The organism is Streptomyces sp. NPDC048424 (assembly GCF_040651555.1).
GTDB lineage: Bacteria > Actinomycetota > Actinomycetes > Streptomycetales > Streptomycetaceae > Streptomyces.
On sequence record NZ_JBEZKE010000041.1, the window covers coordinates 1 to 26,139 of the forward strand.

Genomic DNA, 26,139 nt, shown 5'->3' on the forward strand with positions numbered 1-26,139 from the left:
AGGTCGGAGAGCTCGGCGGCAGTGCGTTCGACGCCCTGCGGGGATCACCCCGACACACACCCGACCCCGCCCCAACCGGCCCGCTTCGATCCCAGGCTCTGTGGCCATTCGGCTGCGCCGCACTACTCCAGCCTTGGCGCACTACCTTCGGCTACGCCGCACCCAATCCAGCTTTGCCGCACCAAAATCCAGCCTCGCCGGCGTTTGAGGCGCGGGGTCCGGGGCGGAGCCCCGATCTCTGAGCCGCACCATCCGGGTTCGCCGCGCCAGATTCAGCCCCTCCGGCGATTGAGGAGCGGGGTGCGGGGCGGAGCCCCGATCTTTGAGCCGCAGCCATCGCCGCACCAGATTCAGCCCCGCCGGCGATTGAGGCGCGGGGCGGAGACCCGGGCTTTCGGCCTTGCCGCATTGCTTCGGCCCCGCCGGCGATTGAGGCGCGGGGTGGGGCCCGGCCGGCGCGGCTGATCGGCCGTCGGAAGCGGCGCTTTCGAGTGACATCGCCGCGCAGCTTCGGCCGCCGCGGCCCCGGAGTCCTCGACCATCTCAGGCGGCACGGCCGCTAGGGCCGGGCACCGCCGTACCGCGGCTCCGGGCCGCCGCTGGGAGATCACGTGTACGTCCTGCTCGTCGCGAGCGCGTTCAACAGCCTCACGCAGCGAGTCCACGCCGAGCTGCGCGACCACGGCCACCGCGTCGCGGTCGAACTCGCCCTGCCCGGCGCCCCCCTGGCCGAAGCCGTCCGCGGGCACCGGCCCGACCTCGTCATCGCCCCGATGCTTCGCACGGCCCTCCCCGAGGAGGTGTGGTCCGCCCACACCTGCCTGATCGTCCACCCGGGGCCGGTCGGCGACCGCGGCCCTTCCTCCCTCGACCGCGCGATCCAGGACCGGGAGACCCGATGGGGGGTCACGGTCCTGCAGGCCAACGCGGAGATGGACGCCGGCGACGTCTGGGCGAGCGTCGACTGCCCGGTGCCGCCCGTCGGAAAGAGCGACCTCTACCGCGGCGAGATCGCCGACGCGGCCCTGGAGGCCGTCCTCCTCGCGGTGGAACGCTTCGCCTCCGGCACCTACGTCCCGCGGCCGCAGACCGGCGGCCTGGCCCGGCCCCTGCTGCGCCAGCAGGAACGCCGGATCGACTGGGAGGCGGACGGCACCGAGCAGGTCCTGCGCGCGCTGCGCGCCGCCGACTCGCAGCCCGGCGTCCGGGACGACCTGCTCGGCGGCGAGTGGTTCCTGCACGGGGGGCACCGCGAGGACCACCTGCGCGGCCGCCCCGGCGAGCTGCTGGCCACCCGCGCCGGCGCGGTCTGCCGGGCCACCATCGACGGCGCCGTCTGGATCCCCGAGCTGCGCGCCCGCCGCCGGCCCGGCCGGCCGGCCGAACCCAAACTGCCCGCGACCGTGGCCCTCGCGGACCGTCTGCCCCCGCTTCCCGAGGTGCCCGCGCCCCCGCACTCCGGCCCCCGCCGCCGCACCTGGTCCGACATCGGCTACCACGAGGAGGGCCAGGCCGGGTTCCTGACCTTCTCCTTCCCCGGCGGGGCGATGAGCACCGCGCACTGCCACCGCCTGCTGGACGCGTACCGGACCGCCTGCAGCCGCCCCACCTCCGTGCTGGTCCTGGGCGGCGGCCGCGACTTCTTCTCCAACGGCATCCACCTGGGCGTCATCGAGGCCGCCGCCGACCCGGCCGAGGAGTCCTGGGCCAACATCAACGCCATGGACGACCTCGTCGAGGCGGTCCTGACCACCACCGACCGCCTCGTGGTCAGCGCGCTGGGCGGCAACGCCGCCGCCGGAGGGGCCGTGCTCGCCCTCGCGGCCGACGAGGTCTGGTGCCGCTCGGGCGTCGTCCTGAACCCGCACTACCGCCTGATGGGGCTGTACGGCTCCGAGTACTGGACGTACACCCTGCCCCGCCGCGTCGGCCCGGCCGTCGCGGAGCGCCTCACCGCCGAGGCCCAGCCGCTGAGCGCCGCCGCCGCGCTCCGGCTGGGCCTGGTCGACCGTACGGTGCCCTGCGCGCCCGAGGAGTTCACCGGCGAGACGGAGCGCCTCGCGGCCCGCCTCGCCGCCCTGCCCGCCACCACGGCCCGGATCGCCGCCAAGAAGGCGGCGCGCGAGCGCGACGAGGCGGACCGGCCGCTGGCCGCCTACCGCGAGGCCGAGCTGGCCCGCATGCACCGCACCTTCTTCGACCCGGACGCCCCCTACCACGCCCTGCGCCGCGCCTTCGTGCGCAAGGAGCGCGCGGCGCAGACCCCGCCCGTCACTGGACTGGCCGTATCAGACGCGGCGCCCGGGCCGGCCTGCTGTTAGCAAGAAGGGTGAGGACGAGACAGGCCGCCTCTCCGCACCCCCTTCCCGACCCCCTCCCCGAGGAGGCATCCCATGGCCGCAGTGACGAAGGACCCGGTCGAAGACCCCCCGATCCACATCCTCTGGATCAACGCGGGACTGAGCTGCGACGGCGACTCCGTGTCCTTGACGGCCGCGATGCAGCCGAGCATCGAGGAGATCGTGACCGGCGTGCTGCCCGGTCTGCCCAAGATCGCCGTGCACTGGCCGCTGATCGACTTCGAATGCGGACCGGTCGGCGGCGCCGACACGTTCATCGAGTGGTTCTTCAAGGGCGAGCGGGGCGAGATCGATCCCTTCGTCCTGGTCGTCGAGGGGTCGATCCCCAACGAGAAGATCAAGCCCGAGGGCTACTGGTGCGGCTTCGGCGACGATCCGGAGACCGGACAGCCCATCACCACCAGCGAGTGGATCGACCGGCTGGCCCCCAAGGCCCTCGCGGTCGTGGCCATCGGCACCTGCGCCACGTACGGCGGCATCCACGCCATGGAGGGCAACCCGACGGGCGCCATGGGCCTGCCCGACTACCTCGGCTGGGACTGGACGTCGAAGGCCGGCATCCCGATCGTGTGCGTACCGGGCTGCCCCATCCAGCCGGACAACTTCTCGGAGACCCTGACCTACCTGCTCTACCAGGCGGCCGGCTCGGCCCCGATGATCCCCCTCGACGACAAGCTGCGCCCGACCTGGCTCTTCGGGGCCACCGTCCACGAGGGCTGCGACCGCGCCGGCTACTACGAGCAGGGCCAGTTCGCGCACACCTACGACTCGCCGCAGTGCCTGGTCAAGCTCGGCTGCTGGGGTCCCGTCGTCAAGTGCAACGTCCCCAAGCGCGGCTGGATGAACGGCATCGGCGGCTGCCCGAACGTCGGCGGCATCTGCATCGCCTGCACGATGCCCGGCTTCCCCGACAAGTTCATGCCGTTCATGGACGAACCCCCCGGCGCCAAGGTCTCCACGAAGGCCAGTGGCGCGTACGGCGCCCTGGTCCGCAAGCTCCGGTCGGTCACCGCCCACACCGTGGACGAGGAACCGAAGTGGAGGCACGGCGGCCGCAGCCTGACCACGGGCTACCGCCCGCCCTGGTGACGGCCCGCTCCTCCCTCTCCCGAAGCGCACGCGCAGCAACCCCCGCTCCCCGCACCGAAGAAGGGTCACGGCAGACACGATGGCAGCGAACACGAAGGCGGCCGGCGACGGCAGCGGCCTGGTGGAGATGGCCTGGGATCCGATCACCCGGATCGTGGGCAGTCTCGGCATCCACACGAAGATCGACTTCAAGCAGAAGCGCGTCGCGGAGTGCTACAGCACCTCGTCGGTCTTCCGCGGCTACAGCGTGTTCATGCGGGGCAAGGACCCCCGCGACGCGCACTTCATCACCAGCCGCATCTGCGGGATCTGCGGTGACAACCACGCCACCTGTTCCGTGTACGCGCAGAACATGGCCTACGGGGTGAAGCCGCCCCACCTCGCCGAGTGGATCATCAACCTCGGCGAGTCGGCGGAGTACATGTTCGACCACAACATCTTCCAGGAGAACCTGGTCGGGGTCGACTACTGCGAGAAGATGGTCCGCGAGACCAACCCCGGTGTCCTGGAGCTCGCCGAGCGCACGCCGTCCCCGCACGCCGGGGAGCACGGCTACAAGACCATCGCCGACATCATGCGCTCCCTCAACCCCATCGAGGGCGAGTTCTACCGCGAGGCCCTCCAGGTCAGCCGCTACACGCGCGAGATGTTCTGCCTGATGGAGGGGCGCCACGTGCACCCCTCCACGCTCTACCCGGGCGGCGTCGGCACCATCGCCTCCGTCCAGCTCTTCACGGACTACATGAGCCGCCTCATGCGGTACTGCGAGTTCATGAAGAAGGTCGTCCCCCTCCACGACGACCTCTTCGACTTCTTCTACGAGGCCCTGCCCGGGTACGAGGAGGTCGGCCGCCGGCGCGTCCTGCTCGGCTGCTGGGGCGCCCTCAACGACCCCGAGCACTGCGACTTCACGTACGCCAACATGACCGACTGGGGACGGAAGATGTTCGTCACCCCGGGCGTCATCGTCGACGGCAAACTGGTCACCAACGACCTCACCGAGATCAACCTCGGCATCCGCATCCTGCTCGGCAGCTCGTACTACGACGACTGGCAGGGCCAGGAGCAGTTCGTCACCCACGACCCGCTCGGCAACCCGGTCGACCCCCGCCACCCGTGGAACCAGCACACCATCCCCGCCCCGCAGAAGCGGAACTTCGACGACAAGTACAGCTGGGTGATGTCGCCCCGCTGGTTCGACGGCAAGGACCACCTCGCGCTCGACACCGGCGGCGGCCCCATCGCCCGCCTGTGGTCCACCGCCCTGTCGGGGCTGGTCCACACCGACTACGTCCAGGCCACGGGCAACAGCGTCGTCATCACCCTGCCGCGCACGATGACCAAGCCCGAGACCCGCTTCGAGTGGAAGATCCCGAAGTGGAGCAACGCGCTGGAGCGCAACCGCGCCCGCACCTACTTCCAGGCGTACGCGGCCGCCATCGCCCTGCACTGCGCCGAGAAGGGCCTCGCCGAGGTCCGCGCGGGACGCACGCAGACCTGGGAGAAGTTCGAGGTCCCCGACGAGGGTCTCGGGGTCGGCTTCACCGAGGCCGTACGGGGTGTCCTGTCGCACCACATGGTGATCCGCGACGGGAAGATCGCCAACTACCACCCGTACCCGCCGACGCCCTGGAACGCCAGCGTCCGTGACAGCTACGGCACGCCGGGACCGTACGAGGACGCGGTGCAGAACACCCCGATCTTCGAGGAGAACACCCCGGAGAACTTCAAGGGCATCGACATCATGCGCGCGGTGCGCAGCTTCGACCCCTGCCTGCCCTGCGGCGTCCACATGTACGTCGGCGGCGGCAAGACCGTGAAGACCATGCACGTGCCCACCGGCCTGAGCGGACTGGGCGGATGAGCGCGGTGCTCGACGCCGCCCAGGCGGGGCGCAGGGTCGAGGAGGTGCTCGACCGGATCGCCGCCACGGGCGACCGGGCGGCCTGCGCGGCCGCCGAGGAACTGGTGCGGGTCCTCATGGACTTCTACGGCGCCGGGCTCGCCCGGATCGTCGACGCAGTGGGCAAGGGCCCGCTCGACGCGGTGCTCGACGACGAACTCGTGGCCAGCCTGCTCTCCCTGCACGGCCTGCACCCCGAGGACGCGCGCACCCGGATCGCCCGCGCCCTGGCCTGCGTGGCCGACCCGGTGGAGCTGGTCGGCTTCGACGAGACCACGGGTGTCCTGCGGCTGCGCCCCGGAGCCGCCTCCGGCGGCTGCGGCTGCGGCGGCGGCGCCCAGGACGCCGCCCTGCGGACCCTGGAGGACACCCTCGCCTGCTTCGCGCCCGAGGTGACGAGCGTGGAGATGGAACCCGCCGCGGCCCCGCCGCCCGCCCTCCTCCAGATCGGCACCCGGCCCCCCAGCCCGGCGCGGGTCTCGTGACCGGGCCCGGAATCCGTACGGACGGCCCGCGCGCCCCGCGCGGGCTGCGCCGGTTCGCGGGCCCGCGCCCGCCCCGGCCCGAGACCTGCGAACTGTGCGGGGTGATCGTGCCCGGGGAGTCCCACCGCCACCTGGTGGAGACCGAGAAGCGGACGCTGCTCTGCGCCTGCACCCCCTGCGCCCTGCTGTTCGACCGGCCGGGCGCGGCCACCGGGCGGCTGCGGGCCGTTCCCGTCCGCTACCTCACCGACCCGGGCCACCGGCTCGACGACGGCGCCTGGGAACTCCTCCAGATCCCTGTCGGGGTCGCGTTCTTCTTCCGCAACGCCGCCCTCGACCGGCTCGTCGCCCTCTACCCGAGCCCGGCCGGAGCCACCGAGAGCGAACTCGCCCCGGAGACCTGGCAGACCGTACTGGGCGCGGGCCGGCTCGCCGAGCTGCTCGAACCGGACGTCGAGGCGCTGCTGCTGCGCCGCTCGGAGGGCCGCACCGAGTGCTACCTGGTGCCCATCGACATCTGCTACGAGCTGGTGGGGCGGATGCGACTGCTGTGGCAGGGCTTCGACGGCGGGGCCGAGGCCCGGGCCGCACTGCGCGAGTTCTTCGCGCAGGTGGAGCGCCGGGCCAGGGTCCTGGCGGAGGAAGGGGTCCGATGACGGCGATGCCTTCTACGCCGGTGACCACGGGATCGACGGGACCGACGGGACCGACGGGAACGCCGGTGACCACGGGGGCGGCGGGGATGACGGAGCTCGGCTTCACCTGTACCGGGGTGCGGGCCGACCCCTACGCCGCCGGCCCCACCCTCGTCTTCCGGCTGCGCATCACCGCCGCCCAGGGAGCGCGCGTCCACGCCCTCGCCCTGCGCTGCCAGATCCGCATCGAACCGGCCCGGCGCGGCTACGGCCCCGCCGAGGCCGAAGGGCTGGCGGACCTGTTCGGGGAGCGCTCCCGATGGGGGACCACGCTCAAGCCCGTGCAGTTCGCCCAGGTCCAGGCCATGGTCCCGAGCTTCACCGGGGAGACCGAGACCGACCTGGTCGTGCCGTGCACCTACGACATGGACATCGCCGCGACCCGCTACTTCGAAGCCCTGGCGGACGGGGAGGTACCGCTGCTGATGCTCTTCTCCGGCACCGCCTTCACCGGTGACGGCGGCTTCCGGGTCGAGCCGGTGCCCTGGGACCGCGAAGCCGCGTACCGGATGCCCGTGGCCGTGTGGCGCGAGATGGTCGAGCAGCACTTCCCCGGCTGCGGCTGGCTCCGGCTGCCCCGCGACACCATGGACGAGCTGCTCGCCTTCCGCTCCCGCAACGCGCTCGCCTCGTGGGAGGCGACCGTACGGGCCCTGCTGGACGCGGCGGCCCCGCCCCCGCAGCCGCCCCCGCCGGGGGCGCCCCGGCCGGGTGCGGTCCTGCCCCGCCGCACCGGGAGGACTGCCCCGTGACCGGTTCCCCGACCACGACGACCACCGCCGCCGAGTCCCGCTTCGCCGTCGCCCGGCAGGTGGCCGACGCCGTCCTCCTCGAGGGGTACGTGCTCTACCCGTACCGGGCCTCGGCGGCCAAGAACCGGCTGCGCTGGCAGTTCGGCGTGCTCGTCCCCCCGGCGTGGGGCCGCGCGCACGACGAGCACGCCTTCCAGCAGACCGAGATCCTCATGGAGCCGCGGGGCGGGGCGACCCTCGCCCTGGAGCTGCGGTTCCTGCGGGCGCAGCGCCGTACGGTCCAACAGGCCCTGGACGGAGGCCGTTTCGCCGAGGTGGCCGAGCTGCACCTCGACGACCGCGTACTCGTCCCCTGGGACGAGGGCGTGGAGGAGCGGGTCGAACTGTCCGTCCCCGTCGCCGAGCTGGTGGCCGGGGAGGTGACCGTCCCCTTCCACCGCCCCGCCCGCGACGAGACCGAGACCGTCCGGGGCGCCGACGGGCGGACGGTGGGCCGCCTGGTGCGGCGTACCGAGGAGACCGAGGGCCTCATCCGGCTCCGGGCCACCGAACTCGACGGCGCCTACCGGGTGTTCAGGCTCCGGGCGGTGGTGGAGAACACCAGTCCGTGGGCCCCGGCGGCCGGGTCCGGCAACGGCTCCGCCGACCGGGAGGCCGCCCTGCCGTACGCGCTGGTCGCCGCCCACCTCCTGCTGGGCCTCGACTCCGGCTCCTTCCTGTCCATGACCGACCCGCCCGAGTGGGCCCGGGAAGCGGCGGCGGCGTGCGTCAACCGCCACACCTGGCCGGTGCTCGCGGGCGAACCCGGCCGCGCCGACGTGGTCCTGTCCTCCCCGATCATCCTGGAGGACCACGCGGCCATCGCCCCCGAGAGCGCGGGCGCGATGTACGACTCCACCGAGATCGACGAGATCCTCGCCCTGCGCACGGCGGCCCTGACCGACCGGGAGAAGCGCGAGGCACGCGGGACGGACGCCCGCGCGGCCGCCGTGATCGACCTCGCCGACTCCATGCCCCCCGAGGTACTGGACCGCCTGCACGGCGCGGTGCGCGCCCTGCGGGAGATCACCGGCCCGGACCAGCCGCCCCTGCTGACGGAACTCCCCTCCGAGGACACGGTGTTCAGCCCGGACACCCCCTGGTGGGACCCGGCCCGGGCGGAGACCGCGGACCCGGCCCGGGACCGCATCACGATCGCCGGCACCTCGGTCGGTCCCGGCAGCCGGGTCCTGCTCCGCCCCGGACTGCGGCGCACCGACGCCCAGGACCTGTTCCTCCAGGGCCGTGCCGCGCTGGTCGAGGCGGTCCTGCACGACGTCGACGGCGGGGTCCACCTCGCCGTCACCGTGGAGGAGGACCCGGGCGCGGACATCCGCCGGGAGCAGGGCCGGTTCCTCTACTTCCAGCCCGACGAGGTCACCCCCCTGGAGGACGCGTGAGCGACAGGGTCCTGATCGCGGGCATCGGCAACGTCTTCCTCGGCGACGACGGCTTCGGCGTCGAGACCGTACGGGCGCTGTCCGCGCACCCGCTGCCCGACGGGGTCGAGGCGGTGGACTTCGGCGTACGCGGGGTCCACCTCGCCTACCAGCTCCTCGACGGCTACGACACGCTCCTGCTCGTCGACGCCACCGCACGCGGCGGCGAGCCGGGCACGCTCTACCTGATCGAGGCCGACGGGAGCGGGGATCCGGGCGGCGCCGGCCCCGTGGGCACGGCGCCCGGCGCCCCCGTCCTCGACGGCCACCACATGTCCCCCGACGCCGTCCTCGCGCTGCTCGGCACCCTGTGCGCGGGCACCGGTACCACCCCACCACGGCGCACGCTGGTCCTCGGCTGCGAACCGGCCTGCCTCGACGAGGGCATCGGGCTCAGCGCCGCCGTGACCGCCGCCGTGCCGGAAGCCGTACGCATGGCCCTGGACCTGATCCGCCCCCCGGCCCCCGACGAAACCGGCGGCCTCCGCCGCGAACTGAGGAGAACCCCATGAAGAACGCCGTCATCGGCGGGGCCGCTGCCGCCGCCCTCGCCGCTCTCCTGGCCGTGGTCCTCCCCGACCTCAGGCGCTACCTGCGCATGCGCAGGATGTGACGCCGCTGCCCCTGCCGCGCCCGAATGGCGTACGGGGCGCGCCGCGCACCGGCGTGCCCGACCGTGACGACCCCGTCCCGCCGGTGTAATGAGCCCCGGCAGGACGGAGTCCCATGCACGAGATGTCCATCGCCATGGCCGTAGTGGGCCAGGTGGAAGAGGCGGCCCGGGCGGGCGGCGCACGCGCCGTCACCTCCGTACGGCTGCGGGTCGGCGAGCTGGCGGGCGTGGTGCCCGACGCGCTGGCCTTCTGTTTCGAACTGGCCTGTGCCGGAACGGTCCTCGACGGCGCGTCGCTCGCCACCGAGTCCGTGCCGGCCCGCGCCCGCTGCGCCTCCTGCCCCGGCACCTGGGCCGTGGGGATGCCCCCCGAACTGTGCTGCCCCGGATGCGGCAGGGCCACCGACGTGGAACTGCTGTCGGGCCGTGAGCTGGAGATCCTCAGCGTGCGCTGGGAGGACGGCCCCGCCGGTGCCCGTACCCGCGAACCGATTCCCGAGGAGGCCTGAACCATGTGCCGAGTGGTCGATCTGCGGCAGGCGGTACTCGCCAAGAACGACATGGCGGCCCAGGTCCTGCGCGCCGAACTCACCGCCCGCGGAACGACGGTGGTCAACCTGCTCTCCAGCCCCGGCAGCGGGAAGACGGCGCTGCTGGAGCGCGAACTGCTCCTCGCCCGTGAGCGGGGCGTGGCCGTGGCCGCGCTGACGGCGGACCTGGCCACCGAGAACGACGCGCAGCGGCTGGCCCGTTCGGGCGTACCGGTCAAGCAGGTCCTCACCGACGGGCTGTGCCACCTGGAGGCCGGGATGCTCGGCCGGCACCTGGACGGCTGGCTGCCCGAGGACACCCGGCTGCTCTTCGTGGAGAACGTGGGCAACCTGGTCTGCCCGGCCTCCTACGACCTGGGGGAGTCGCTGCGCGTGGTCCTGGCGTCGGTGACGGAGGGCGAGGACAAGCCGCTGAAGTACCCGACCGCCTTCGGACTGGCCCAGCTGGTGGTGGTCACCAAGACCGACATCGCGCGCGCCGTCGAATTCGACGAGGCCGCCTTCCGCGCCCACGTGGAGCAGGTCAATCCCGGTGTGGAGGTGGTCCTCACCTCGGCCCGCGCGGGCGAGGGGATCGGCCTGCTCCTCGACCGGGCGCTGGCGGCGGGGGAGGGCGCCGGGACGCACACCCCGGTCATGGCCGGGATGCAGCAGTCGCACGGCCACGACCACGGGGACGGTCACGGCCACGACCACAGCCACGATCACGATCACGATCACGACCACCACCCGCACGTGCGTTCCGCCGCGCAGACCCGCTGATGGAGGCCGTGCAGCGCCGCCGGGTCACCGTTCGCGGCGTGGTCCAGGGCGTCGGCTTCCGGCCCTACGTCTACACCCGCGCGACCGGACTCGGCCTCGCCGGGCACGTCACCAACACCCCCGAGGGCGTCGTCGCGGAGGTCGAGGGCGCCCCGGCCGCCGTCCACCGCTTCTGCGAGCGGCTCGCCGCGGACGCGCCCCCGCTGGCCGTCGTGGACGCCGTCGACCACTGCGAGGTCCCGGTCTCGGGCGGCGCCGGATTCACCATCATCGCCTCCCGGACCGGCGGCCCGGCCCGCACCCTGGTCTCCCCGGACGTGGCCACCTGCGCCGACTGCCTCACCGAACTGGCGGACCCGGCCGACCGCCGCCACCGGCACCCCTTCATCACCTGCACCCACTGCGGGCCGCGGTTCACCATCGTCACCGGGCTGCCGTACGACCGCGCCCACACCACCATGGCCCGCTTCCCGATGTGCGCCGACTGCGCCCGCGAGTACGGCGACCCCGCCGACCGCCGGTTCCACGCCCAGCCGGTCGCCTGCCCGGCCTGCGGCCCCCGGCTGAGGCTGCTCACCGGGCGGCCGCCCCGCGAGACCCCGGGCGTCGACCCGGTCGCCGAGGCGCGCCGGCTCCTGGCGGCCGGGGCGGTCCTCGCCGTGAAGGGCCTGGGCGGCTACCACCTGGCCTGCGACGCCACCCACCCGGGAGCCGTGGCCGAACTGCGCCGCCGCAAGAACCGCGGTGACAAGCCCTTCGCCCTGATGGCCCGGGACCTCTCCGACGCCGAGCGGTTCGCGCACATCGGCCCCGAGGAGCGCACGCTGCTGGCGGGAGGCGCACGGCCCATCGTGCTGCTGCGCCGCCGCGACGGCGGCGCGGCGGGTCCGGGCGCCCTCGCCGACGGGGTGGCCCCGCGCTGTCCCGACCTCGGCGTGATGCTCCCGTACACACCGGTGCACCACCTGCTGCTCGGCCTGCCCGGCGACCCACCGGGCCCCCGCCTGCTCGTCATGACCAGCGGGAACCTGGCCGGCGAGCCCATCGTCACCGACGACGACGAGGCCCTGGACCGGCTCGCCGGCCTCGCCGACGCCTGGCTCACGCACGACCGTCCCATCCACGTGCCCTGCGACGACTCCGTGGTGCGGGTCTGCGACGGCGAGACCCTGACCCTGCGGCGCTCGCGCGGGTACGCCCCGCTCCCGCTGACCCTGCCCCTGCCGGTCCCCCCGACCCTCGCCGTGGGCGGGGACCTGAAGAACGCCTTCTGCCTCGGGGCGGGGCGCCAGGCCTGGCTGTCCGCCCACGTCGGCGACATGGACGACCTCGCCACCCAGTACGCCTTCGAACGCGCCGAGCACCAGCTGGAGTCCATCACCGGCGTCGGCCCCCGACTCCTCGCCGCCGACCGGCACCCCGGCTACCGCTCCACCCGCTGGGCGCGGCGCACCGCCGCCGGCCGGCCTCTCGTGCGCGTCCAGCACCACCACGCGCACATCGCCGCCGCCATGGCGGAGCACGGCCTGGACGGCGGCCGCCCGGTCATCGGCATCGCCTTCGACGGCACCGGCTACGGCGACGACGGGGCCGTGTGGGGCGGCGAGGTCCTCCTCGCCGACTACGCCGGGTACACCCGCTTCGCCCACCTCGGGTACGTCCCGCTCCCGGGCGGGGACGCGGCCGTGCGGCGTCCGTACCGCATGGCGCTGGCCCATCTGCGGGCCGCGGGCATCGACTGGAGCCCGGACCTGCCCTGCGCCGCAGCCTGCCCGCCGGACGAAATCCCGCTACTGGAACGCCAGTTGGAGCGCGGCCTGAACTGCGTCCCGACCTCCAGCATGGGCCGGCTCTTCGACGCCGTCTCCTCCTTGGCCGGCGTCTGCCACCGGGCGGGCTACGAGGCGCAGGCCGCGGTCGAGCTGGAGGGCGCGGCGCTCGGCGCGGGCGCGGCCGGCCCCGGCTACTCCTTCGGCCTGCGCCTCCCGCCCGGCCCGGCCGGCAGTGGCCCGGTCACCGCCGATCCCGCGCCCGTACTGGCCGCCGTGGTGGCCGACGTACGCGCGGGCACGCCCCCGGGGCTGATCGCCGCCCGCTTCCACGCCGCCGTCGGCTCCCTCGTCGGCGCGCTCTGCGCCCTCGCGCGCGAGCGGCACGGACTGGAGACCGTCGCACTGACCGGCGGGGTCTTCGCCAACACCCTGCTGTCGTCCGCGTGCGCCCGAACCCTGCGCGTGAGCGGTTTCACCGTCCTGCGCCACGGCCGGGTCCCCCCGAACGACGGCGGTCTGTCCCTCGGTCAGCTCGTGGTGGCGGCCGCCGCCGACACCGCGCACCACTCACAGCAAGGAGAAGCCCATGTGCCTGGCGGTACCCGGCAGAGTGCTTGACATCGGGGAGAAGGACGGCACCCGCATGGCTACCGTCGACTTCGGCGGCGTGCAGAAGGAGGTCTGTCTGGAGTACCTGCCGGACCTCCAGGTGGGTGAGTACGCCATCGTCCACGTCGGCTTCGCCCTCCAGCGCCTCGACGAGGAGTCGGCGCGCAAGACCCTCGAACTCTTCGCGGAACTCGGCATGCTCCAGGAGGAGTTCGGCGATCCGTGGGAGCAGGCCGCCGAAGCCGGCGGCGACGCCTGGCCCTTCTCCGACGGACCGGCCGTCGCCGCGCCGCAGGGGGAGGTCGCGCCGTGAAGTACATCGACGAGTTCCAGGACCCGGAGCTGGCCCGCCGGCTGCTCGACGACATCCACGCCACCGTGACCCGCCCCTGGGCGCTGATGGAGGTCTGTGGTGGTCAGACCCACACCATCATCCGGCACGGCATCGACCAACTCCTCCCGGATCAGGTGGAGTTGATCCACGGTCCGGGCTGTCCGGTGTGCGTGACCCCGCTGGAGGTCATCGACAAGGCGCTGGAGATCGCCTCCCGCTCCGACGTGATCTTCTGCTCCTTCGGGGACATGCTCCGGGTGCCCGGGACCGGCCGCGACCTGTTCCGGGTGCGGAGCGAGGGCGGCGACGTACGCGTCGTCTACTCCCCGCTCGACGCCCTGAGGGTCGCCCAGGAGAACCCGGACCGGCAGGTGGTGTTCTTCGGGATCGGCTTCGAGACCACCGCGCCGCCCAACGCCATGACGGTCCACCAGGCGAAGAAGCTGGGCATCCGCAACTTCAGCCTGCTGGTCTCCCACGTCCGGGTGCCCCCGGCGATCGAGGCGATCATGCAGTCGCCGAGCTGCCGGGTCCAGGGCTTCCTCGCCGCCGGGCACGTGTGCAGCGTGATGGGCGTCGGCGAGTACCCCGCGCTGGCCGAGCGCCACCGCGTGCCGATCGTGGTGACGGGCTTCGAGCCGTTGGACATCCTGGAGGGCGTACGGCGGGCGGTGCGGCAGCTGGAGCGCGGCGAGCACACCGTCGACAACGCGTACGCGCGGGCCGTCCGCCCGGAGGGCAACCCGGCGGCCCTCGCCATGCTGGAGGACGTCTTCGAGGTCACCGACCGGGCCTGGCGCGGCATCGGCGTCATCCCCGACAGCGGCTGGCGGCTGTCCGCCCGCTACCGGGACTTCGACGCCGAGCACCGCTTCTCGGTGACCGGCATCAACACCCGCGAGCCGGCGGCGTGCCGCAGTGGCGAGGTGCTCCAGGGGCTGCTCAAGCCGCACGAGTGCGAGGCCTTCGGCACGCTGTGCACCCCGCGCAGCCCGCTCGGCGCCACCATGGTCTCCAGCGAGGGGGCCTGCGCCGCGTACTACCTCTACCGGCGGCTGGAACTGAAGACCGTGCCCGCCGCCCCGACCGCTCCGCTGGAGGCGAGTCCCGTTGTCTGACACCGCACTCGACATCACGGGCTGGACCTGCCCGGCCCCGCTGCGCGACCACCCCCGTGTGGTGATGGGCCACGGCGGCGGGGGAGCGCTCTCCGCCGAACTGGTCCAGCACCTCTTCGCGCCCGCCTTCGGCGGCGAGGCGCTGGCCCAGCTCGGGGACTCCGCGGCCATCTCCCTCGGGGGAGTGCGACTGGCCTTCTCCACCGACTCGTACGTGGTGCGGCCGCTCTTCTTCCCCGGCGGCACCATCGGCGACCTCGCCGTCAACGGCACGGTGAACGACCTTGCCATGAGCGGGGCCCGGGCGGCCTACCTCTCCTGCGGCTTCATCCTGGAGGAGGGCGTCGAGATGTCCGCGGTGGCGCGCGTGGCCGAGGCCATGGGCGCCGCCGCGCGGGCCGCGGGCGTGGAGGTGGCCACGGGCGACACCAAGGTGGTCGAAGTGGGCCACGGGGACGGCGTCTACATCAACACCGCGGGCATCGGGATCATCCCCGACGGGGTGGACCTGCGTCCGCAGCGCGTGGTGCCCGGCGACGTCGTCATCGTCAGCGGCGAGATCGGCCTCCACGGGGTGGCGATCATGAGCGTCCGCGAGGGGCTGCAATTCGGCGTGGACATCGAGAGCGACTGTGCGGCCCTGGGCGGCCTCGTGCAGAGCATGCTCGCCGTCACCCCGGACCTGCACGTCCTGCGCGACCCCACCCGCGGCGGCCTGGCGGCCGCGCTCAACGAGATTGCGGCCGCCTCGGGCACCGGCGTCGTGATCACCGAGAGCCGGGTCCCGGTCCCGCCGGCCGTCGCGAACGCCTGCTCCATCCTCGGCCTCGACCCGCTCTACGTGGCCAACGAGGGCAAGCTGGTCGCCTTCGTCCCGCGCGAACACGCCGACGCCGTCCTCGACGCCATGCGCGCCCACCCCCTGGGCCGGCACGCCACGGTGATCGGCGAGGCCGTCGACGCGCACCCCGGCATGGTCGTCTCCCGCACCGCCCTCGGCGGCACCCGCGTCGTCGACCTCCCGCTCGGGGAGCAGCTGCCGCGCATCTGCTAGCGCCGGCCGCAGTCCTCAGCGTACGAAGAAGCCCCTGGCGGGACGGGTTCTCGACCGAGATCCCCGGCTCCGCCAGGGGCTTCGTGCATGACACCGCACGCGGGCGAGCGGGTGACACCAAGCGCTCCGGAGCGGTTGCTCTCACCCGATCCGCCTTCCGCGCGCCGCGGCCGGTCGCAAGACTCGTCACCAGGAACAAGGCGGGCCCGCCTCCCTGCACACCGACCGAGTGATCTCCCTCGACCGTCAGAAACGAGGCACGCCGTGTTCTTCATCTTCTTCGGCTTGATCTGGGACTGACCGGGGTCGTGCACCTCGTCATGACCCTCGTGTCCCTGTCGGCGCCGCCCGACCATCCCGTCCGGCGCGTCGACCGCCATCTCGTCACCGATGTCATCTGGGCCACCGCGGCCCCCGCCGACCGGCTGGAGCACGTGTACGCCCGCTCCGCCGAAGGGCGCCTGGACATCGCCCTGTTCCTCCTGGCCGCCGGCGCGGAGGAGGCCGCTTCGGCCGGCGGGCGGATCGTTCGCAGGGCCCTGGCCGGCGCACCCGCACTGGCCGGCTGGCGCACCGACCCCGTCCCCTTCGGGGGAATCCACCGGGAAGGAGAGGATCCTGTTACAGACGGCCATCCGTGGTGAGGACGACGCCGCACAGGTCACGAACGTGCCCGCGCTGGCCTTCCGCTCGCTGCAAGTGCTCCGGACCCCGCACCTGATCCGCGGGGCCGATCCCGAACTGTTCCACCTGGCGCTCCCGCTGCACGGCCGGCCGCTCCTGACCCGTGCCGGCCGGGAGACCGTGCTCGGACCGGGGGAGATGGTCCTCTACGACGGTTCGCAGCCGTTCCGTTCGGTGGTGACGGCACACCGGGACCGAGTCGAGCTCATCCAGATCCGGTTCCCGGGGACCCTGCTGCCCCTGCCTCCCGTACGCATGGAACGTCTCGCGGGCCGGCGGCTGTCCGGCGGTGAGGGGATCGGCCCGCTCCTGACGGACTTCCTCGTCCGCCTGGTCAGGGACGCCCGGCACTACCGGCCGGCCGACACCGCCCGGCTGGGCGGCGTCCTCCTCGACCTGCTGACGGCCCTGCTCGCCCACGAGCTGGACACCGCGGCCTGCGCGGCGCCCGAGTCGTACCGGCGCGCGCTGATGCTCCGCGTGCAGGGCTTCGTGGAGCGCCACCTCGGGGACGCCCGCCTCTCGCCCCAGGTCGTGGCGGCGGCCCACCAGATCTCCGTCAGCTACCTCTACAAGCTCTTCCAGGAGGAGGGGCTGACCGTCGCGGCCTGGATCAGGCAACGGCGCCTGGAGAGCTGCCGCCGCGACCTGTCCGACCCCCGCCTGGACTCCCACCCCGTCCACGTGATCGCCGCGCGCTGGGGCTTCCTCAGCAACGCCCACTTCAGCCGGGCCTTCCGCGCCGCCTACGGGATGTCGCCGAAGGAGTACCGGCACGCGGCCGCGCTCCCGCACGGCGTACAAGAACCGTCAACAAGCGTGTTCGCGCAGTCAACGACACGCTGACCGTGCTCCGACATGCTCATGACATACCACCGCAAGCGCCACGACGGAGCGGTGGACACACCACGACAGAGAAGAGACAGACATGTTCGCCAAGATCGAAGCCATGGGTGCCGCCCTGCTCGAGCGCGTCGTCCCCACCGTCACCGCGGACGCCGCCGCCGCGCCCGGCTGGTACCACTACGCCCAGTGCTGGCAGTGCAACAGCGGCCCGTGGGGCCACTTCGGCTACAACGCCCCCTGCGAGGCGTACTGGAACGGCGCCAAGTTCACGCGCGGCATCTGCGGCTGAACCCGAAACACACACGGGTGAAACACCGCCCCGCTGCCGGACGAACCGGTGGCGGGGCCCACCGCCGAAGGGAACGCCCATGTCCTCGTTCGAGATCGCCGTGCGGAGCCTCATCGGCACGGTCTTCCTGGTCTCGTCCCTGAGCAAGGCGCGCAACCGGGCGGCGTACCGGGGGTTCGTACGGTCCTTGGCCCACATGCGCGTCGGACCCCCGGCCCTGGACGAGCCGACCGCGAGGACGGTCCTGGCCGCGGAGTTCGCGACCTGGATGCTCCTGGCGGTACCGACCGCGCCGGCCGGCCGGCTCGGGCTGCTCCTCGCGACCCTGCTGCTCGCCGCCTTCACGTTCGGTATCGCCCGGACCCTGCGCCGACGCTCTCCCGTGGCCTGCAACTGCTTCGGGCTCTCCACCACACCCGTCGGCGGGCGGCACCTCGTACGCAACGTCCTGCTCGCGGCCGTTGCCCTCGGCTGCCTGCTGGCGCCCGCCGCGCGCGGCCCGGCAGGCGCGGGCCACGTACTGGTGGCGGCGATCGCAGGCCTGGTCACCGGCCTGGTGACCACGGCCCTCGACGAGATCGTCGCGCTCTTGCGGCCCCTCCCGGACACCGGCACGTCCCGAGCGCCCGTCCGTCCGTACGCCCCATGACCGAACCCCAGGAGTCCCGATGTATGTCCTGACAGCAGCCGCCGCGCTGCTCTCGGCGCTGTGCCTGCTGAACCTGCTGCTGACCGTCGGCGTCGTCAAACGGCTGCGCGAACACACCGAGATCCTCGCCCCCATCCGGCAGCAGGCCGGAATCCGGACGGGAGACGAGGTCGGCGACTTCCAGGCCGTCACCGTCGACGGCCGGCCGCTGGAGCGCGGCTCCCTGGCGGACGACAGCGTCGTCGCCTTCTTCGCCCCCGACTGCGCGCCGTGCAAGGTCCTGCTCCCCGAGTTCATCCGGTTCGCGGAAACCGACGAGCACGGCAGGGAGCACCGGATAGCGGTCGTGATCGGCACCGCGGAGGCCTCCCAGGACCTCGTGGCCCTGCTGAGCCCCGTCGCGCACGTCGTCGTCGAGGAGCCCCTGGGACCCGTCGGAACCGCCTTCCGCACCTCCGGCACGCCGACCGTGCTCCGGATCGGCACCACCGGCGGCCGCACCGTGGTGACCTCCGACCGGGTCCTGGCCATGCCCGCCGCGACAGCGGTATGACCAGGGGCGATCGCATGCGCGCCGCACCGTCCGGGCTCCTGCGGACCGTCCGCCTCGTGGCCGCGGCCCTGCTGCTGGTGGGAAGGACCGTCCCCTGGCACCTGTCGGCCTTCGCCGTGGTCACCCTCTGCAGGGGGGCGTTCCCGCTGGCCACCGCATGGCTCATGAAGACACTGCTGGACGACCTCGTCCGGGGCGTCGAACTGTCGGGCCTGGTCGGACTGGCGGGCGCCCTCGCCGCCGTCGGTGTCGCCTCGGCGGTCACCCCCCTGGTGTCGCAGTACCTGCACGCCGAGCTGGACCGCAGGACCGGCGTGGTGGCCATGGACCGGCTGTTCGCCGCCGTGGACCGGTCCATCGGCATCAGCCGCTTCGAGAACCCCCGCTTCCTCGACGAACTGCGGCTCGCCCAGACGGCGAGCCGCAGCGCACCGGTCCAGATCGTCAGCGGGGGACTGGACATCGCCGGCCAGGTGCTCCCCGTCCTCGGATTCGCGGCCTCCCTCTTCGCGCTCAGCCCGGTCATGGCCCTCGTCGTCCTCGCGGCCGCCGTCCCCGCCGTGATCGCGGAATGGCTGCTCTCGCGCCGGCGCGCCCAACTGGTCATGGACGTCAGCCCCATCGAACGCAAGGAGTTCTTCTACAGCCAGCTCCTGAGCACGGTCGAGGGCGCGAAGGAAGTACGGCTCTTCGGGCTCGGCGGGTTCTTCAGGACGTCGATGCGCCGTGAACGCCTCGCCAACAACACCGCCCGCAAACGGATGGACCGCAAGGAACTGTCCGTGCAGTTCTGCCTGGAAGGCGTGGCCGCGGCCGTGTCCGGCGGCGGCCTGCTGTGGGCCGTGGGCGCCGCCCGCGACGGCAGCATGACGGTCGGCGGCATCGCGCTCTTCGTCGCCGCCGTCACCGCTGTCCAGGGCGCGCTCGGCGCGCTGGCCACGCAGATGGCGTCGACGGCCGAGGCCCTGCTCCTCTTCCGGCGCTACCGGGACGTCACGGCCCTCGGATCCGACCTGCCCCTGGCCGAGCGGCCCGAGCCGCTGCCCCCGATGCGCCGCGGGATCGAGTTCCGCGACGTGTGGTTCCGGTACGCGGATCAACTGCCGTGGGTGCTGCGGGGCGTGAACGTCTTCATCCCCCACGGCCGGGCCCTGGCCCTGATCGGCCTCAACGGCGCCGGCAAGTCCACCTTCGTGAAACTGCTGTGCCGGCTCTACGACCCCACGCGGGGCGCGGTCCTGTGGGACGGGGTCGACATCCGGGAGATCGACCCGGCCGAGCTGCGGTCCCGGATCGGTGCGGTCTTCCAGGACTCCATGCACTACGACCTCACCGCCGCCGAGAACATCGGGCTGGGCGACCTGGAGGCGCTGGGCGACCGCTCGCGCATCCGGGAGGCGGCCCGCCGCGCGGGGATCGACGGCGTGCTGGCCTCGCTGCCGCAGGGCTACGACACCCTGCTCTCCCGGAAGTTCATGACGGCACCGGACGAGTCCGACCCCTCGGTGGGCGTCCTGCTGTCCGGGGGACAGCACCAGCGGGTCGCCCTCGCCCGCGCCCTGATGCGGCACGACCGGGAACTGATGATCCTCGACGAACCCTCCTCCGGCCTCGACGCCGAGGCCGAACACGAGATCCACGCCTCACTGCGGAGCTTCCGCGCCGGGCGCACCAGCGTGCTCATCTCCCACCGGCTCGGCACGGTGCGGGAAGCCGACGTCATCGTGGTGCTCCGGAACGGACGGATCGTCGAGCAGGGCGGCCACGAGGAACTGCTGGCGGCGGGCGGGGCGTACGCCGACCTGTTCCACCTGCAGGCCAAGGACTACCAGGACGGGTCCACGCACCGGACCCCGGCCGTCCCCGACGCGGCGGTACCGCGGTGAGGCCCCGTCCGGCGCGTGCCGGTACCGGCCGCGGTTCCGGGAGCGGCCCCTCGTACGATCCGGCGGCCGGGGTGATGCCGAGCCGGGAAGAGCTCGACGCGCTCGCGGGGTCCTGGCCCTCGCCCCGGGCCCCCGGAGCACACGGGTCCCGGCCCGGACGGTTCGCGCGGGCCCTCACCGCACTGCCGGCGCGCCGGCTGGTCCTGGTCACGGTACGAGGCCGCAGCATGGAGCCCACCTACCACGAGCGGGACCGGGTCCTGGTGGTCCGCGGCACGAAGGCCCGCCGGGGCCGGGTCGTCGTGGTCGTCAACCCGCGTACGGAAGGGGCCCACTTGATCAAGCGGGTGCTCGCCGTGCCCGGCGACCCCGTCCCGAGGGACCTCGCCCCCGCCCTGGCCGGCGTACCGGAGCAGTACGTGCCCCCCGGCAGGCTCGTGCTCGTCGGCGACAACCCCGGACACAGCCTGGACTCCCGGCAGTTGGGCTACTTCCCGGCCTCGGCCGTCCTGGGCCGGCTCCTGCGGGACCTCTGGCGCCGCCCCTGACCGCAGATGCGCCGCCCGGCCGACGCCGGCCGGTCTACCCTGGGACCTCAGGGGGTACGGGCGTGAGGGACGCACTGCTCAGGGAACTGACCGACAGGATCCGGGACTTCGGCGACGGCCGGGCGCCGGACGCCGTGCTCGACGAAGCGGGGACGAGGACCGCCGCGCAGCTGCTGGGGCTCGCGGGCCTGGAGCGGGGCGACCCCCGGGCGGTGGACACCGACATCCTGCACACGGTCGCCGCCTACCACTGGGCACGGTCCCTCGCCCACGGTGACGCCGCGCTGTCGGCCGCCGAGCACGCGCGGGCGATGGACGTCTTCGGGCTCCTGTACCTGGCCGACCACCGGCGCGTGCCCCGCGCACTGTGGCCCCGGCTCACCGAGGCGACCGGCCACGACCCGTGGCAGGATCCGGTGGACCACGCGAGCGATCTCGTCATGGACGTGGAGGAAGGCGGCGATCCGGCCGCCCTCGACGAGGCGGTGGACCTCCTGCACGGCGCGCCTGCCGGCCCCTACCGCGACACCACGCTCGGCCTCGCCCTCCGCGGGCGGGCGGCGGACCCCGCCCGCCCGGCGGCCGACCGCCTGGCCGACGCCGACGCGGCCGTGGAGCTGCACGCCCGCGTGGCCGCGCTCCCCGAGGAGTCGCCCGGCCGAAGGGCCAGGCGCCGGCTCACCCTCGCCTCGGCCCACATCCAGCGCTTCGCGCTCTGCGCCGAGCCGGGTGACCTCGCCGCGGCGGGATCCGTCGCACGCACGGCGTTCGCCGAGGCTCCGGAAGGCTCGGGCGTGCGGGCCGACGCGGCGGCGGCCATCGGAATGTCCCTCGGCCGGCGCGCCGAGGCGGCCGACCGCCCGGACGACGCCGACCTGCTGCGGGAAGCCGTCGCATGGCTGCGCCTGGCCGTGGACCTCGAAACGGCCTCGGGACGGGAGCCGGACCGCGCGAACCTGCGCAGGGCGATGGGGCTCCTCCTCGACCGCACGGCCCCGCCACCCGCGCAGGAACACGCGGAACACGAAGACCAGGACGGGGGAGCGGCCGAGGCGGCCGGCGCCGCCCCGGCGGTCGTGTCCCCGGACACCGTGCGCCAGGCACGGGACCTCGCCGGACTCGGCTCGAAGATCATCGCGCGCATCCTCCCGGAGGCCGAAGCCATGCGCCGGGTCGTGGACCCGGCCTTCGCGCTCACGGAGGAGGCCGTCACCTCCGTGCTGACCGGCGCCGCGCGACTCGTCGGCTCCGGATCGCCCCGGGACGCGGTGCCCGTACTCACCCTCGTACTGGAGGCCGCAGCCACGCGCTGGGGAACGGGGCCGGAGAGCCCCTGGTGGCGGGCGGCCGACGTCTACGTCGAGGCCGCGCGGCTCAGCCTGGTCGCGCGCCCCGACGGACTGCTGTTCCGGCGCGCGCACGACACCGTACGGACCCAGATCGACGCACTGCGCGCGACCCCCGGCGCCGAGGCGGCCCACGAGCTCGCCGAGACCCTCTTCGCCGCCGGACTGCTCCACCTCAGCCCGTACTTCGGCGAACAGCCGGGACTGGACTTCGCCGGCGGGCTCGGCATCCGCGAGGAACGCCAGAAGCGGTACCGGTCCCTCCACCCCGACGACCCCGCTCACGCCACGGCCCCCGATATGCCGTCCCCCGCGGACGCGGCCGAGGCCGCCGTCGAGTACCTCGTGGACGCCGCCGGCCTCGCGTCGGGGCACGAGCTGGGGCGGGTGCTCAAGGCCCTCGCCGAGGCGCTGACCTTCCTCGCCGGGATGCGGGAGGAGTCGTACGACGGCGAGATCCTGCTCGCCGCCCGGAAGGCGTTCGACGTCCTCGATCCGCGACGCGATCCGCTGGGCCGCCTGTACGTCCTGCGCATCCTGTACCGGTGCGGCGAACTGGCCCTGCCCGCCGGCTTGCCCGGGCTGCTCCCCGTACCCCTGGCGGCCATCAGGGAGCGGCAGGGGGACCACGAGGCGTCCTGCGTCTTCGCCGAAGCGCTCACCCTCGCCCAGGAGGCCCACCGCGTCGACCTGCAGGCCCGGCTGCTCGCGACGGCCGACCGTGACCTGCCGCGCCTCTCGATGGACGCCCACCGCCGGCTGCGCTGGTCGAGCGAGGTGCACTGCCTCGCCGGAGGCCACCTGATCTGCGATCCGGGACCGATGGCGGTGGGCCCGCTCGCCGACCGGGTGCGGTCCGCCGCGGAGGCCGGGGCGTGGCCCGCCGCGGACCGCGCGGCGACGCTCCTCCACCTCGCAGCGCACGCCGACCCGGCGCAGGACGGCGAGGCCTGCCGCGCACTCGTCGACGAGGCGCGGCGGCTGGCGCCCGACCTCGTGCGCGAGCACGCAGACGCGGTCGACTACCTCGATGCCGTACTCGCCCACGACCTGGGCGTAGGAGCCCAGGCGCAGCGGCAGCCGGAGACCGCGGCGGGTCGGTTCGCCTCCGCCGCCTTCCTCTTCGCGCTGTGCCGGCAGACCGATCTCGCCCTCGCGGCCCTCGACGCCGGGCTGGGGTGCGCGACCCAGGCCGAAGGGGAGGCGGCCGAGCGGGCGGCCACCGCGCTGATCCCGGCCTCCGTGTTCCTGCGCCAGGGATCCGACGAGACGGTGGACTGGAAGCTGCGCGACCTCTACCAGTCACTGGCCTTCAAGGTGAGCGGCCCGACCGTCAACCTGTCGCTGATGTCCGGCATCCACCAGGCCGCCAAGGGCATGGACTTCACCATCTCGGCGGGGCGCCCGGGAGCACTGGAGTTCTCGCGCGGCCTGCACGGGATCCTCGACCGCGCCCGGCGCGCCGAGGCGGCCCTGCCGGGACCGCTGCCCGACTTCGACCTGCCCGGCGGGGCCGAGACGGCCATGCTCTATTACCTCGGTTCGGGCGAATCCGAACCGGACGGCGACGCCGAGGCCGAAGTGCGCAATCTGCAGCGGGCCGCCGACCGCTGGATCAGCGGGGAACTGCGCGCCGCACGCGGCTCGACGTGGTTCCCGCTGATGCAGGTCGACGAGGTCCGGGAGCTCCTGCCACCGGACACCGTGCTGCTCTCCCTCTTCCTCGGCCAGGCCCACCACCAGGCCTCCGGCAAAACCGTCATGTCCCTGCAGGGGATGGCGATGACGCGCGAGGACCTGTTCCACCGCACCATGCTCTTCCCGACGTACGAGGGCACGCTGTTCCGGATGTCCAAGGCCGGCCACACGCTCAACGTGTCGCCCGCCGCACTGCAGGTCGCGGGAGTGCGCGAGGAGATCACCGCCGACCCGCTGCACCGCGAAGTCACCCGCACGGCGGCGCGGTTGCTCGCCGACGACTCCGCCTCCTACCTGGCCGGGTTCACGGACTCCCTGCCGTCCTGGCTGCGCCGGGGCAAGACCCACCTCTGCGTCTGGCCGAACGGGCCCCTGCACTACCTTCCCTTCCACCTGCTGTCCGCCGGCGGCCGCCCGCTGGCCGACGACTGGACCGTCACCCAGGTGCCCAGCCTCTCCTTCCTCAGCCGCCCCGCAGCATCCTCGTCACCCCATCGCGGGCTGGCCGCCTTCGCCTTCGACAGCGCGGGTACGCACACCCTGGAGGCCCACACCGCGCGGGTCGCGGCCTCGATGGGCAGCGCCGCACCGGTCCTGGGGGCCGCCGCCACCCCGCGCCGTTTCCTCGAGGCACTGTCCGGGGCCCGCTACGTTCACGTGGCGGCCCACGGCTCGCACAACGAGTGGGCGCCCTGGCACCAGTGCCTGTTCCTGTCGCCCGATCCGGAACGGGGCGACGACGGCCGGGTCCACGCCCACGACGTCCTCAGAACCGATCTGCGCGGGGTCGAACTCGTCACCATGAGCGCGTGCGAGTCGGCGCTCGGCCGCTTCGACATCAACGACAACCTGCACGGCCTGCCCGCCGCGTTCCTCCAGGCCGGCGCCGCCGCCATCGTCGGCTGCCTCTGGCCGGTGGCCCCGGACGTGGCCACCGCGTTCTTCGGCACCCTGTACGAACAGCTCGCCCTCACCCGGGACCGGCGCACGGCGTTCCGTACGGCCCAGTCCACGACCCGCGCCCGCCACCCCGCATACCGGGACTGGGGTGCCTTCTGCTTCATCGGGGACTGGCGCACCGGCACCACCACCACCGACGACTCACACGGAGCCACCGAATGATCCCTCCGGACCGGCCGACGGGAGCGAAGGAAGCGGGGGGAGGGGCCTCCTACGACCTCACCCTGCTGCCGACGCTCCTCCTGCAGACACCCACCCCGCAACCCCCGCTGACCGGGCGGATCTCGCTGGGCGAGCCGGTGGTCCGCCCGCTCACCGGCGTACAGGCCGCCGAGGGCGACGGCGACTGGGGGGCCTTCCTGGAGTCTCAGGCCGACCAGTACGACTACCTCCTCCTCAGCCTCGTCTGCTCGTTCCGCCCCGTCTCCGACGGGGCGCCGTTCACGGACGCGGGCATCGGCATCCTGCTGGAGGCCCCCGGAGAGCCTGCGGACCGGCAGCCCATCGCGTGGTCCATCTCGCCGAAGAAGCGGGCCGTCCCCGTCACCCCCTCCGGCTCGCTGACGCTCACCGCCAATCTGATGCTCGTCGACGCGGGGGTGGAGTACACGCCGCACCAGGGCGGACAGGAGAAGCTGTTCGTGGTCGGCATGGGCGAACGCGACAGCGATCCCGAGTGGAGGTTCACCGCCACCCCCGGCACCCCCCTGGTCGGCGACGAATCGCTCGCCGTCATCGTCCGCACCCCGGCCGGCGCGCCGACGCGGGCCCACATCACGGTGGCCGCGACCGTCAGACAACGCCGCCTCGGCCTGATCCCGTATCGTGCCGAACTCCCCCCTGCCCTGCGCACCGTCGTCGTCCGCTGACGGTGGTGAGCTGGCTCCACAGCGCCCGCTCGGCGGGGGAGGGCGGGAGGTCGGGGACGAGGGACTCCGGGTGGCCCGGGCCGGGGGGCGAGGGGCGCTCCGGCGGGTGGACCTCGTCCGCGGTGATCCATTCCAGGGGCGGTGTGAGGCCCCAGAGCGTGCCGAAGGCCATGAACCCCGGCTGCATCCACTCCGTGAACCTGACCAGCCAGTGTCGTTCTCGGTGCGACATGCGA

Annotated in this window: 24 protein-coding genes; 23 read left to right on the plus strand and 1 reads right to left on the minus strand. The window is 73.5% G+C overall.

The genetic code is table 11. From position 1 onward, the window contains the following. Positions 1–611: 611 nt before the first annotated feature. The 23 genes from AB0D29_RS34775 (at position 612) to AB0D29_RS34885 (ending at position 25,903) form a co-directional block, all read left to right on the plus strand. A complete protein-coding gene (locus AB0D29_RS34775) occupies positions 612–2,321 on the plus strand; it encodes a hydrogenase maturation protein (RefSeq protein ID WP_362859772.1) in 1,710 nt (569 codons plus the stop codon). A 72-nt stretch (positions 2,322–2,393) separates the two neighbouring features. Beyond that, positions 2,394–3,449 carry a hydrogenase expression protein HypE gene (locus AB0D29_RS34780; RefSeq protein WP_362859774.1) on the plus strand — a complete coding sequence of 352 codons (1,056 nt, stop codon included), beginning with the start codon at positions 2,394–2,396 and terminating at the stop codon, positions 3,447–3,449. 79 nt (positions 3,450–3,528) lie between these two features. Next, positions 3,529–5,313, plus strand: coding sequence for a nickel-dependent hydrogenase large subunit (locus AB0D29_RS34785; RefSeq protein WP_362859776.1), 1,785 nt, complete (start codon positions 3,529–3,531; stop codon positions 5,311–5,313). Beyond that, positions 5,310–5,837 carry a hypothetical protein gene (locus tag AB0D29_RS34790; RefSeq protein WP_362859778.1) on the plus strand — a complete coding sequence of 176 codons (528 nt, stop codon included), beginning with the start codon at positions 5,310–5,312 and terminating at the stop codon, positions 5,835–5,837. The genes AB0D29_RS34785 and AB0D29_RS34790 overlap by 4 nt, the downstream gene beginning before the upstream one ends. Continuing rightward, positions 5,834–6,493 (plus strand): DUF5947 family protein, encoded by a 660-nt coding sequence (locus AB0D29_RS34795; protein ID WP_362859780.1) that lies wholly within the window; start codon positions 5,834–5,836, stop codon positions 6,491–6,493. Before AB0D29_RS34790 ends, AB0D29_RS34795 begins: the two co-directional genes overlap by 4 nt. 86 nt (positions 6,494–6,579) lie before the next feature. Further along, positions 6,580–7,284, plus strand: a complete 705-nt coding sequence (locus AB0D29_RS34800; RefSeq protein WP_362859846.1) for a DUF6084 family protein — start codon at positions 6,580–6,582, stop codon at positions 7,282–7,284. Then, a complete protein-coding gene (locus AB0D29_RS34805) occupies positions 7,281–8,723 on the plus strand; it encodes a hypothetical protein (protein ID WP_362859782.1) in 1,443 nt (480 codons plus the stop codon). Before AB0D29_RS34800 ends, AB0D29_RS34805 begins: the two co-directional genes overlap by 4 nt. After that, on the plus strand, positions 8,720–9,274 hold the full coding sequence (locus tag AB0D29_RS34810; RefSeq protein ID WP_362859784.1) for a hydrogenase maturation protease: 555 nt from the start codon (positions 8,720–8,722) through the stop codon (positions 9,272–9,274). The genes AB0D29_RS34805 and AB0D29_RS34810 overlap by 4 nt, the downstream gene beginning before the upstream one ends. Positions 9,275–9,488: 214 nt before the next feature. After that, on the plus strand, positions 9,489–9,884 hold the full coding sequence (locus tag AB0D29_RS34815) for a hydrogenase maturation nickel metallochaperone HypA (protein WP_362859786.1): 396 nt from the start codon (positions 9,489–9,491) through the stop codon (positions 9,882–9,884). Positions 9,885–9,887: 3 nt separating this feature from the next. Next, a complete protein-coding gene (hypB, locus tag AB0D29_RS34820) occupies positions 9,888–10,688 on the plus strand; it encodes a hydrogenase nickel incorporation protein HypB (RefSeq protein ID WP_362859788.1) in 801 nt (266 codons plus the stop codon). An 8-nt stretch (positions 10,689–10,696) separates the two neighbouring features. Next, a complete protein-coding gene (gene hypF / locus AB0D29_RS34825) occupies positions 10,697–13,078 on the plus strand; it encodes a carbamoyltransferase HypF (protein ID WP_362859789.1) in 2,382 nt (793 codons plus the stop codon). After that, positions 13,047–13,382: a HypC/HybG/HupF family hydrogenase formation chaperone gene (locus AB0D29_RS34830; RefSeq protein WP_362859791.1), complete on the plus strand. Its 336-nt coding sequence runs from the start codon at positions 13,047–13,049 to the stop codon at positions 13,380–13,382. The genes hypF and AB0D29_RS34830 overlap by 32 nt, the downstream gene beginning before the upstream one ends. Continuing rightward, on the plus strand, positions 13,379–14,521 hold the full coding sequence (gene hypD, locus AB0D29_RS34835; protein ID WP_362859792.1) for a hydrogenase formation protein HypD: 1,143 nt from the start codon (positions 13,379–13,381) through the stop codon (positions 14,519–14,521). The genes AB0D29_RS34830 and hypD overlap by 4 nt, the downstream gene beginning before the upstream one ends. Next, positions 14,514–15,575 carry a hydrogenase expression/formation protein HypE gene (hypE, locus tag AB0D29_RS34840; RefSeq protein ID WP_362859794.1) on the plus strand — a complete coding sequence of 354 codons (1,062 nt, stop codon included), beginning with the start codon at positions 14,514–14,516 and terminating at the stop codon, positions 15,573–15,575. The genes hypD and hypE overlap by 8 nt, the downstream gene beginning before the upstream one ends. 320 nt (positions 15,576–15,895) lie before the next feature. Further along, on the plus strand, positions 15,896–16,219 hold the full coding sequence (locus tag AB0D29_RS34845; RefSeq protein WP_362859796.1) for a hypothetical protein: 324 nt from the start codon (positions 15,896–15,898) through the stop codon (positions 16,217–16,219). A 25-nt stretch (positions 16,220–16,244) separates the two neighbouring features. Beyond that, complete coding sequence (locus AB0D29_RS34850) at positions 16,245–17,105, plus strand: helix-turn-helix domain-containing protein (protein WP_362859797.1); 861 nt, start codon at positions 16,245–16,247, stop codon at positions 17,103–17,105. An 82-nt stretch (positions 17,106–17,187) separates the two neighbouring features. Further along, entirely contained in the window at positions 17,188–17,394 is a 207-nt protein-coding gene (locus AB0D29_RS34855; protein ID WP_362859798.1) for a hypothetical protein, read from the plus strand. Positions 17,395–17,473: 79 nt separating this feature from the next. After that, positions 17,474–18,043 (plus strand): MauE/DoxX family redox-associated membrane protein, encoded by a 570-nt coding sequence (locus tag AB0D29_RS34860; protein WP_362859799.1) that lies wholly within the window; start codon positions 17,474–17,476, stop codon positions 18,041–18,043. 19 nt (positions 18,044–18,062) lie between these two features. Beyond that, positions 18,063–18,596: a hypothetical protein gene (locus AB0D29_RS34865; RefSeq protein WP_362859800.1), complete on the plus strand. Its 534-nt coding sequence runs from the start codon at positions 18,063–18,065 to the stop codon at positions 18,594–18,596. Between the two features lie 14 nt (positions 18,597–18,610). Continuing rightward, entirely contained in the window at positions 18,611–20,482 is a 1,872-nt protein-coding gene (locus tag AB0D29_RS34870; RefSeq protein ID WP_362859802.1) for an ABC transporter ATP-binding protein, read from the plus strand. A gap of 74 nt (positions 20,483–20,556) precedes the next feature. Then, positions 20,557–21,030 (plus strand): S26 family signal peptidase, encoded by a 474-nt coding sequence (locus AB0D29_RS34875; protein ID WP_362859803.1) that lies wholly within the window; start codon positions 20,557–20,559, stop codon positions 21,028–21,030. Between the two features lie 62 nt (positions 21,031–21,092). Continuing rightward, positions 21,093–25,196, plus strand: coding sequence for a CHAT domain-containing protein (locus tag AB0D29_RS34880; RefSeq protein WP_362859805.1), 4,104 nt, complete (start codon positions 21,093–21,095; stop codon positions 25,194–25,196). Next, positions 25,193–25,903: a hypothetical protein gene (locus AB0D29_RS34885; protein ID WP_362859806.1), complete on the plus strand. Its 711-nt coding sequence runs from the start codon at positions 25,193–25,195 to the stop codon at positions 25,901–25,903. Before AB0D29_RS34880 ends, AB0D29_RS34885 begins: the two co-directional genes overlap by 4 nt. Here the strand turns inward: AB0D29_RS34885 and AB0D29_RS34890 are convergent. Continuing rightward, the gene (locus AB0D29_RS34890; RefSeq protein WP_362859807.1) at positions 25,827–26,135 is read right to left on the minus strand and encodes a DUF6059 family protein; all 309 of its coding nucleotides are present in this window, start codon (positions 26,133–26,135) and stop codon (positions 25,827–25,829) included. The genes AB0D29_RS34885 and AB0D29_RS34890 overlap by 77 nt on opposite strands. Positions 26,136–26,139: the final 4 nt, after the last annotated feature.

Coding starts and splice junctions, on each gene's coding strand:
- AB0D29_RS34780 (WP_362859774.1), top strand. CDS start 2,394: ATGGCCGCAGTGACGAAGGACCCGGTCGAAGACCCCCCGATCCACATC.
- AB0D29_RS34785 (WP_362859776.1), top strand. CDS start 3,529: ATGGCAGCGAACACGAAGGCGGCCGGCGACGGCAGCGGCCTGGTGGAG.
- AB0D29_RS34790 (WP_362859778.1), top strand. CDS start 5,310: ATGAGCGCGGTGCTCGACGCCGCCCAGGCGGGGCGCAGGGTCGAGGAG.
- AB0D29_RS34800 (WP_362859846.1), top strand. CDS start 6,580: ATGACGGAGCTCGGCTTCACCTGTACCGGGGTGCGGGCCGACCCCTAC.
- AB0D29_RS34815 (WP_362859786.1), top strand. CDS start 9,489: ATGCACGAGATGTCCATCGCCATGGCCGTAGTGGGCCAGGTGGAAGAG.
- hypB (WP_362859788.1), top strand. CDS start 9,888: ATGTGCCGAGTGGTCGATCTGCGGCAGGCGGTACTCGCCAAGAACGAC.
- AB0D29_RS34830 (WP_362859791.1), top strand. CDS start 13,047: ATGTGCCTGGCGGTACCCGGCAGAGTGCTTGACATCGGGGAGAAGGAC.
- AB0D29_RS34845 (WP_362859796.1), top strand. CDS start 15,896: ATGACCCTCGTGTCCCTGTCGGCGCCGCCCGACCATCCCGTCCGGCGC.
- AB0D29_RS34855 (WP_362859798.1), top strand. CDS start 17,188: ATGTTCGCCAAGATCGAAGCCATGGGTGCCGCCCTGCTCGAGCGCGTC.
- AB0D29_RS34860 (WP_362859799.1), top strand. CDS start 17,474: ATGTCCTCGTTCGAGATCGCCGTGCGGAGCCTCATCGGCACGGTCTTC.
- AB0D29_RS34865 (WP_362859800.1), top strand. CDS start 18,063: ATGTATGTCCTGACAGCAGCCGCCGCGCTGCTCTCGGCGCTGTGCCTG.
- AB0D29_RS34870 (WP_362859802.1), top strand. CDS start 18,611: ATGCGCGCCGCACCGTCCGGGCTCCTGCGGACCGTCCGCCTCGTGGCC.
- AB0D29_RS34875 (WP_362859803.1), top strand. CDS start 20,557: ATGCCGAGCCGGGAAGAGCTCGACGCGCTCGCGGGGTCCTGGCCCTCG.
- AB0D29_RS34885 (WP_362859806.1), top strand. CDS start 25,193: ATGATCCCTCCGGACCGGCCGACGGGAGCGAAGGAAGCGGGGGGAGGG.
- AB0D29_RS34890 (WP_362859807.1), bottom strand. CDS start 26,135: ATGTCGCACCGAGAACGACACTGGCTGGTCAGGTTCACGGAGTGGATG.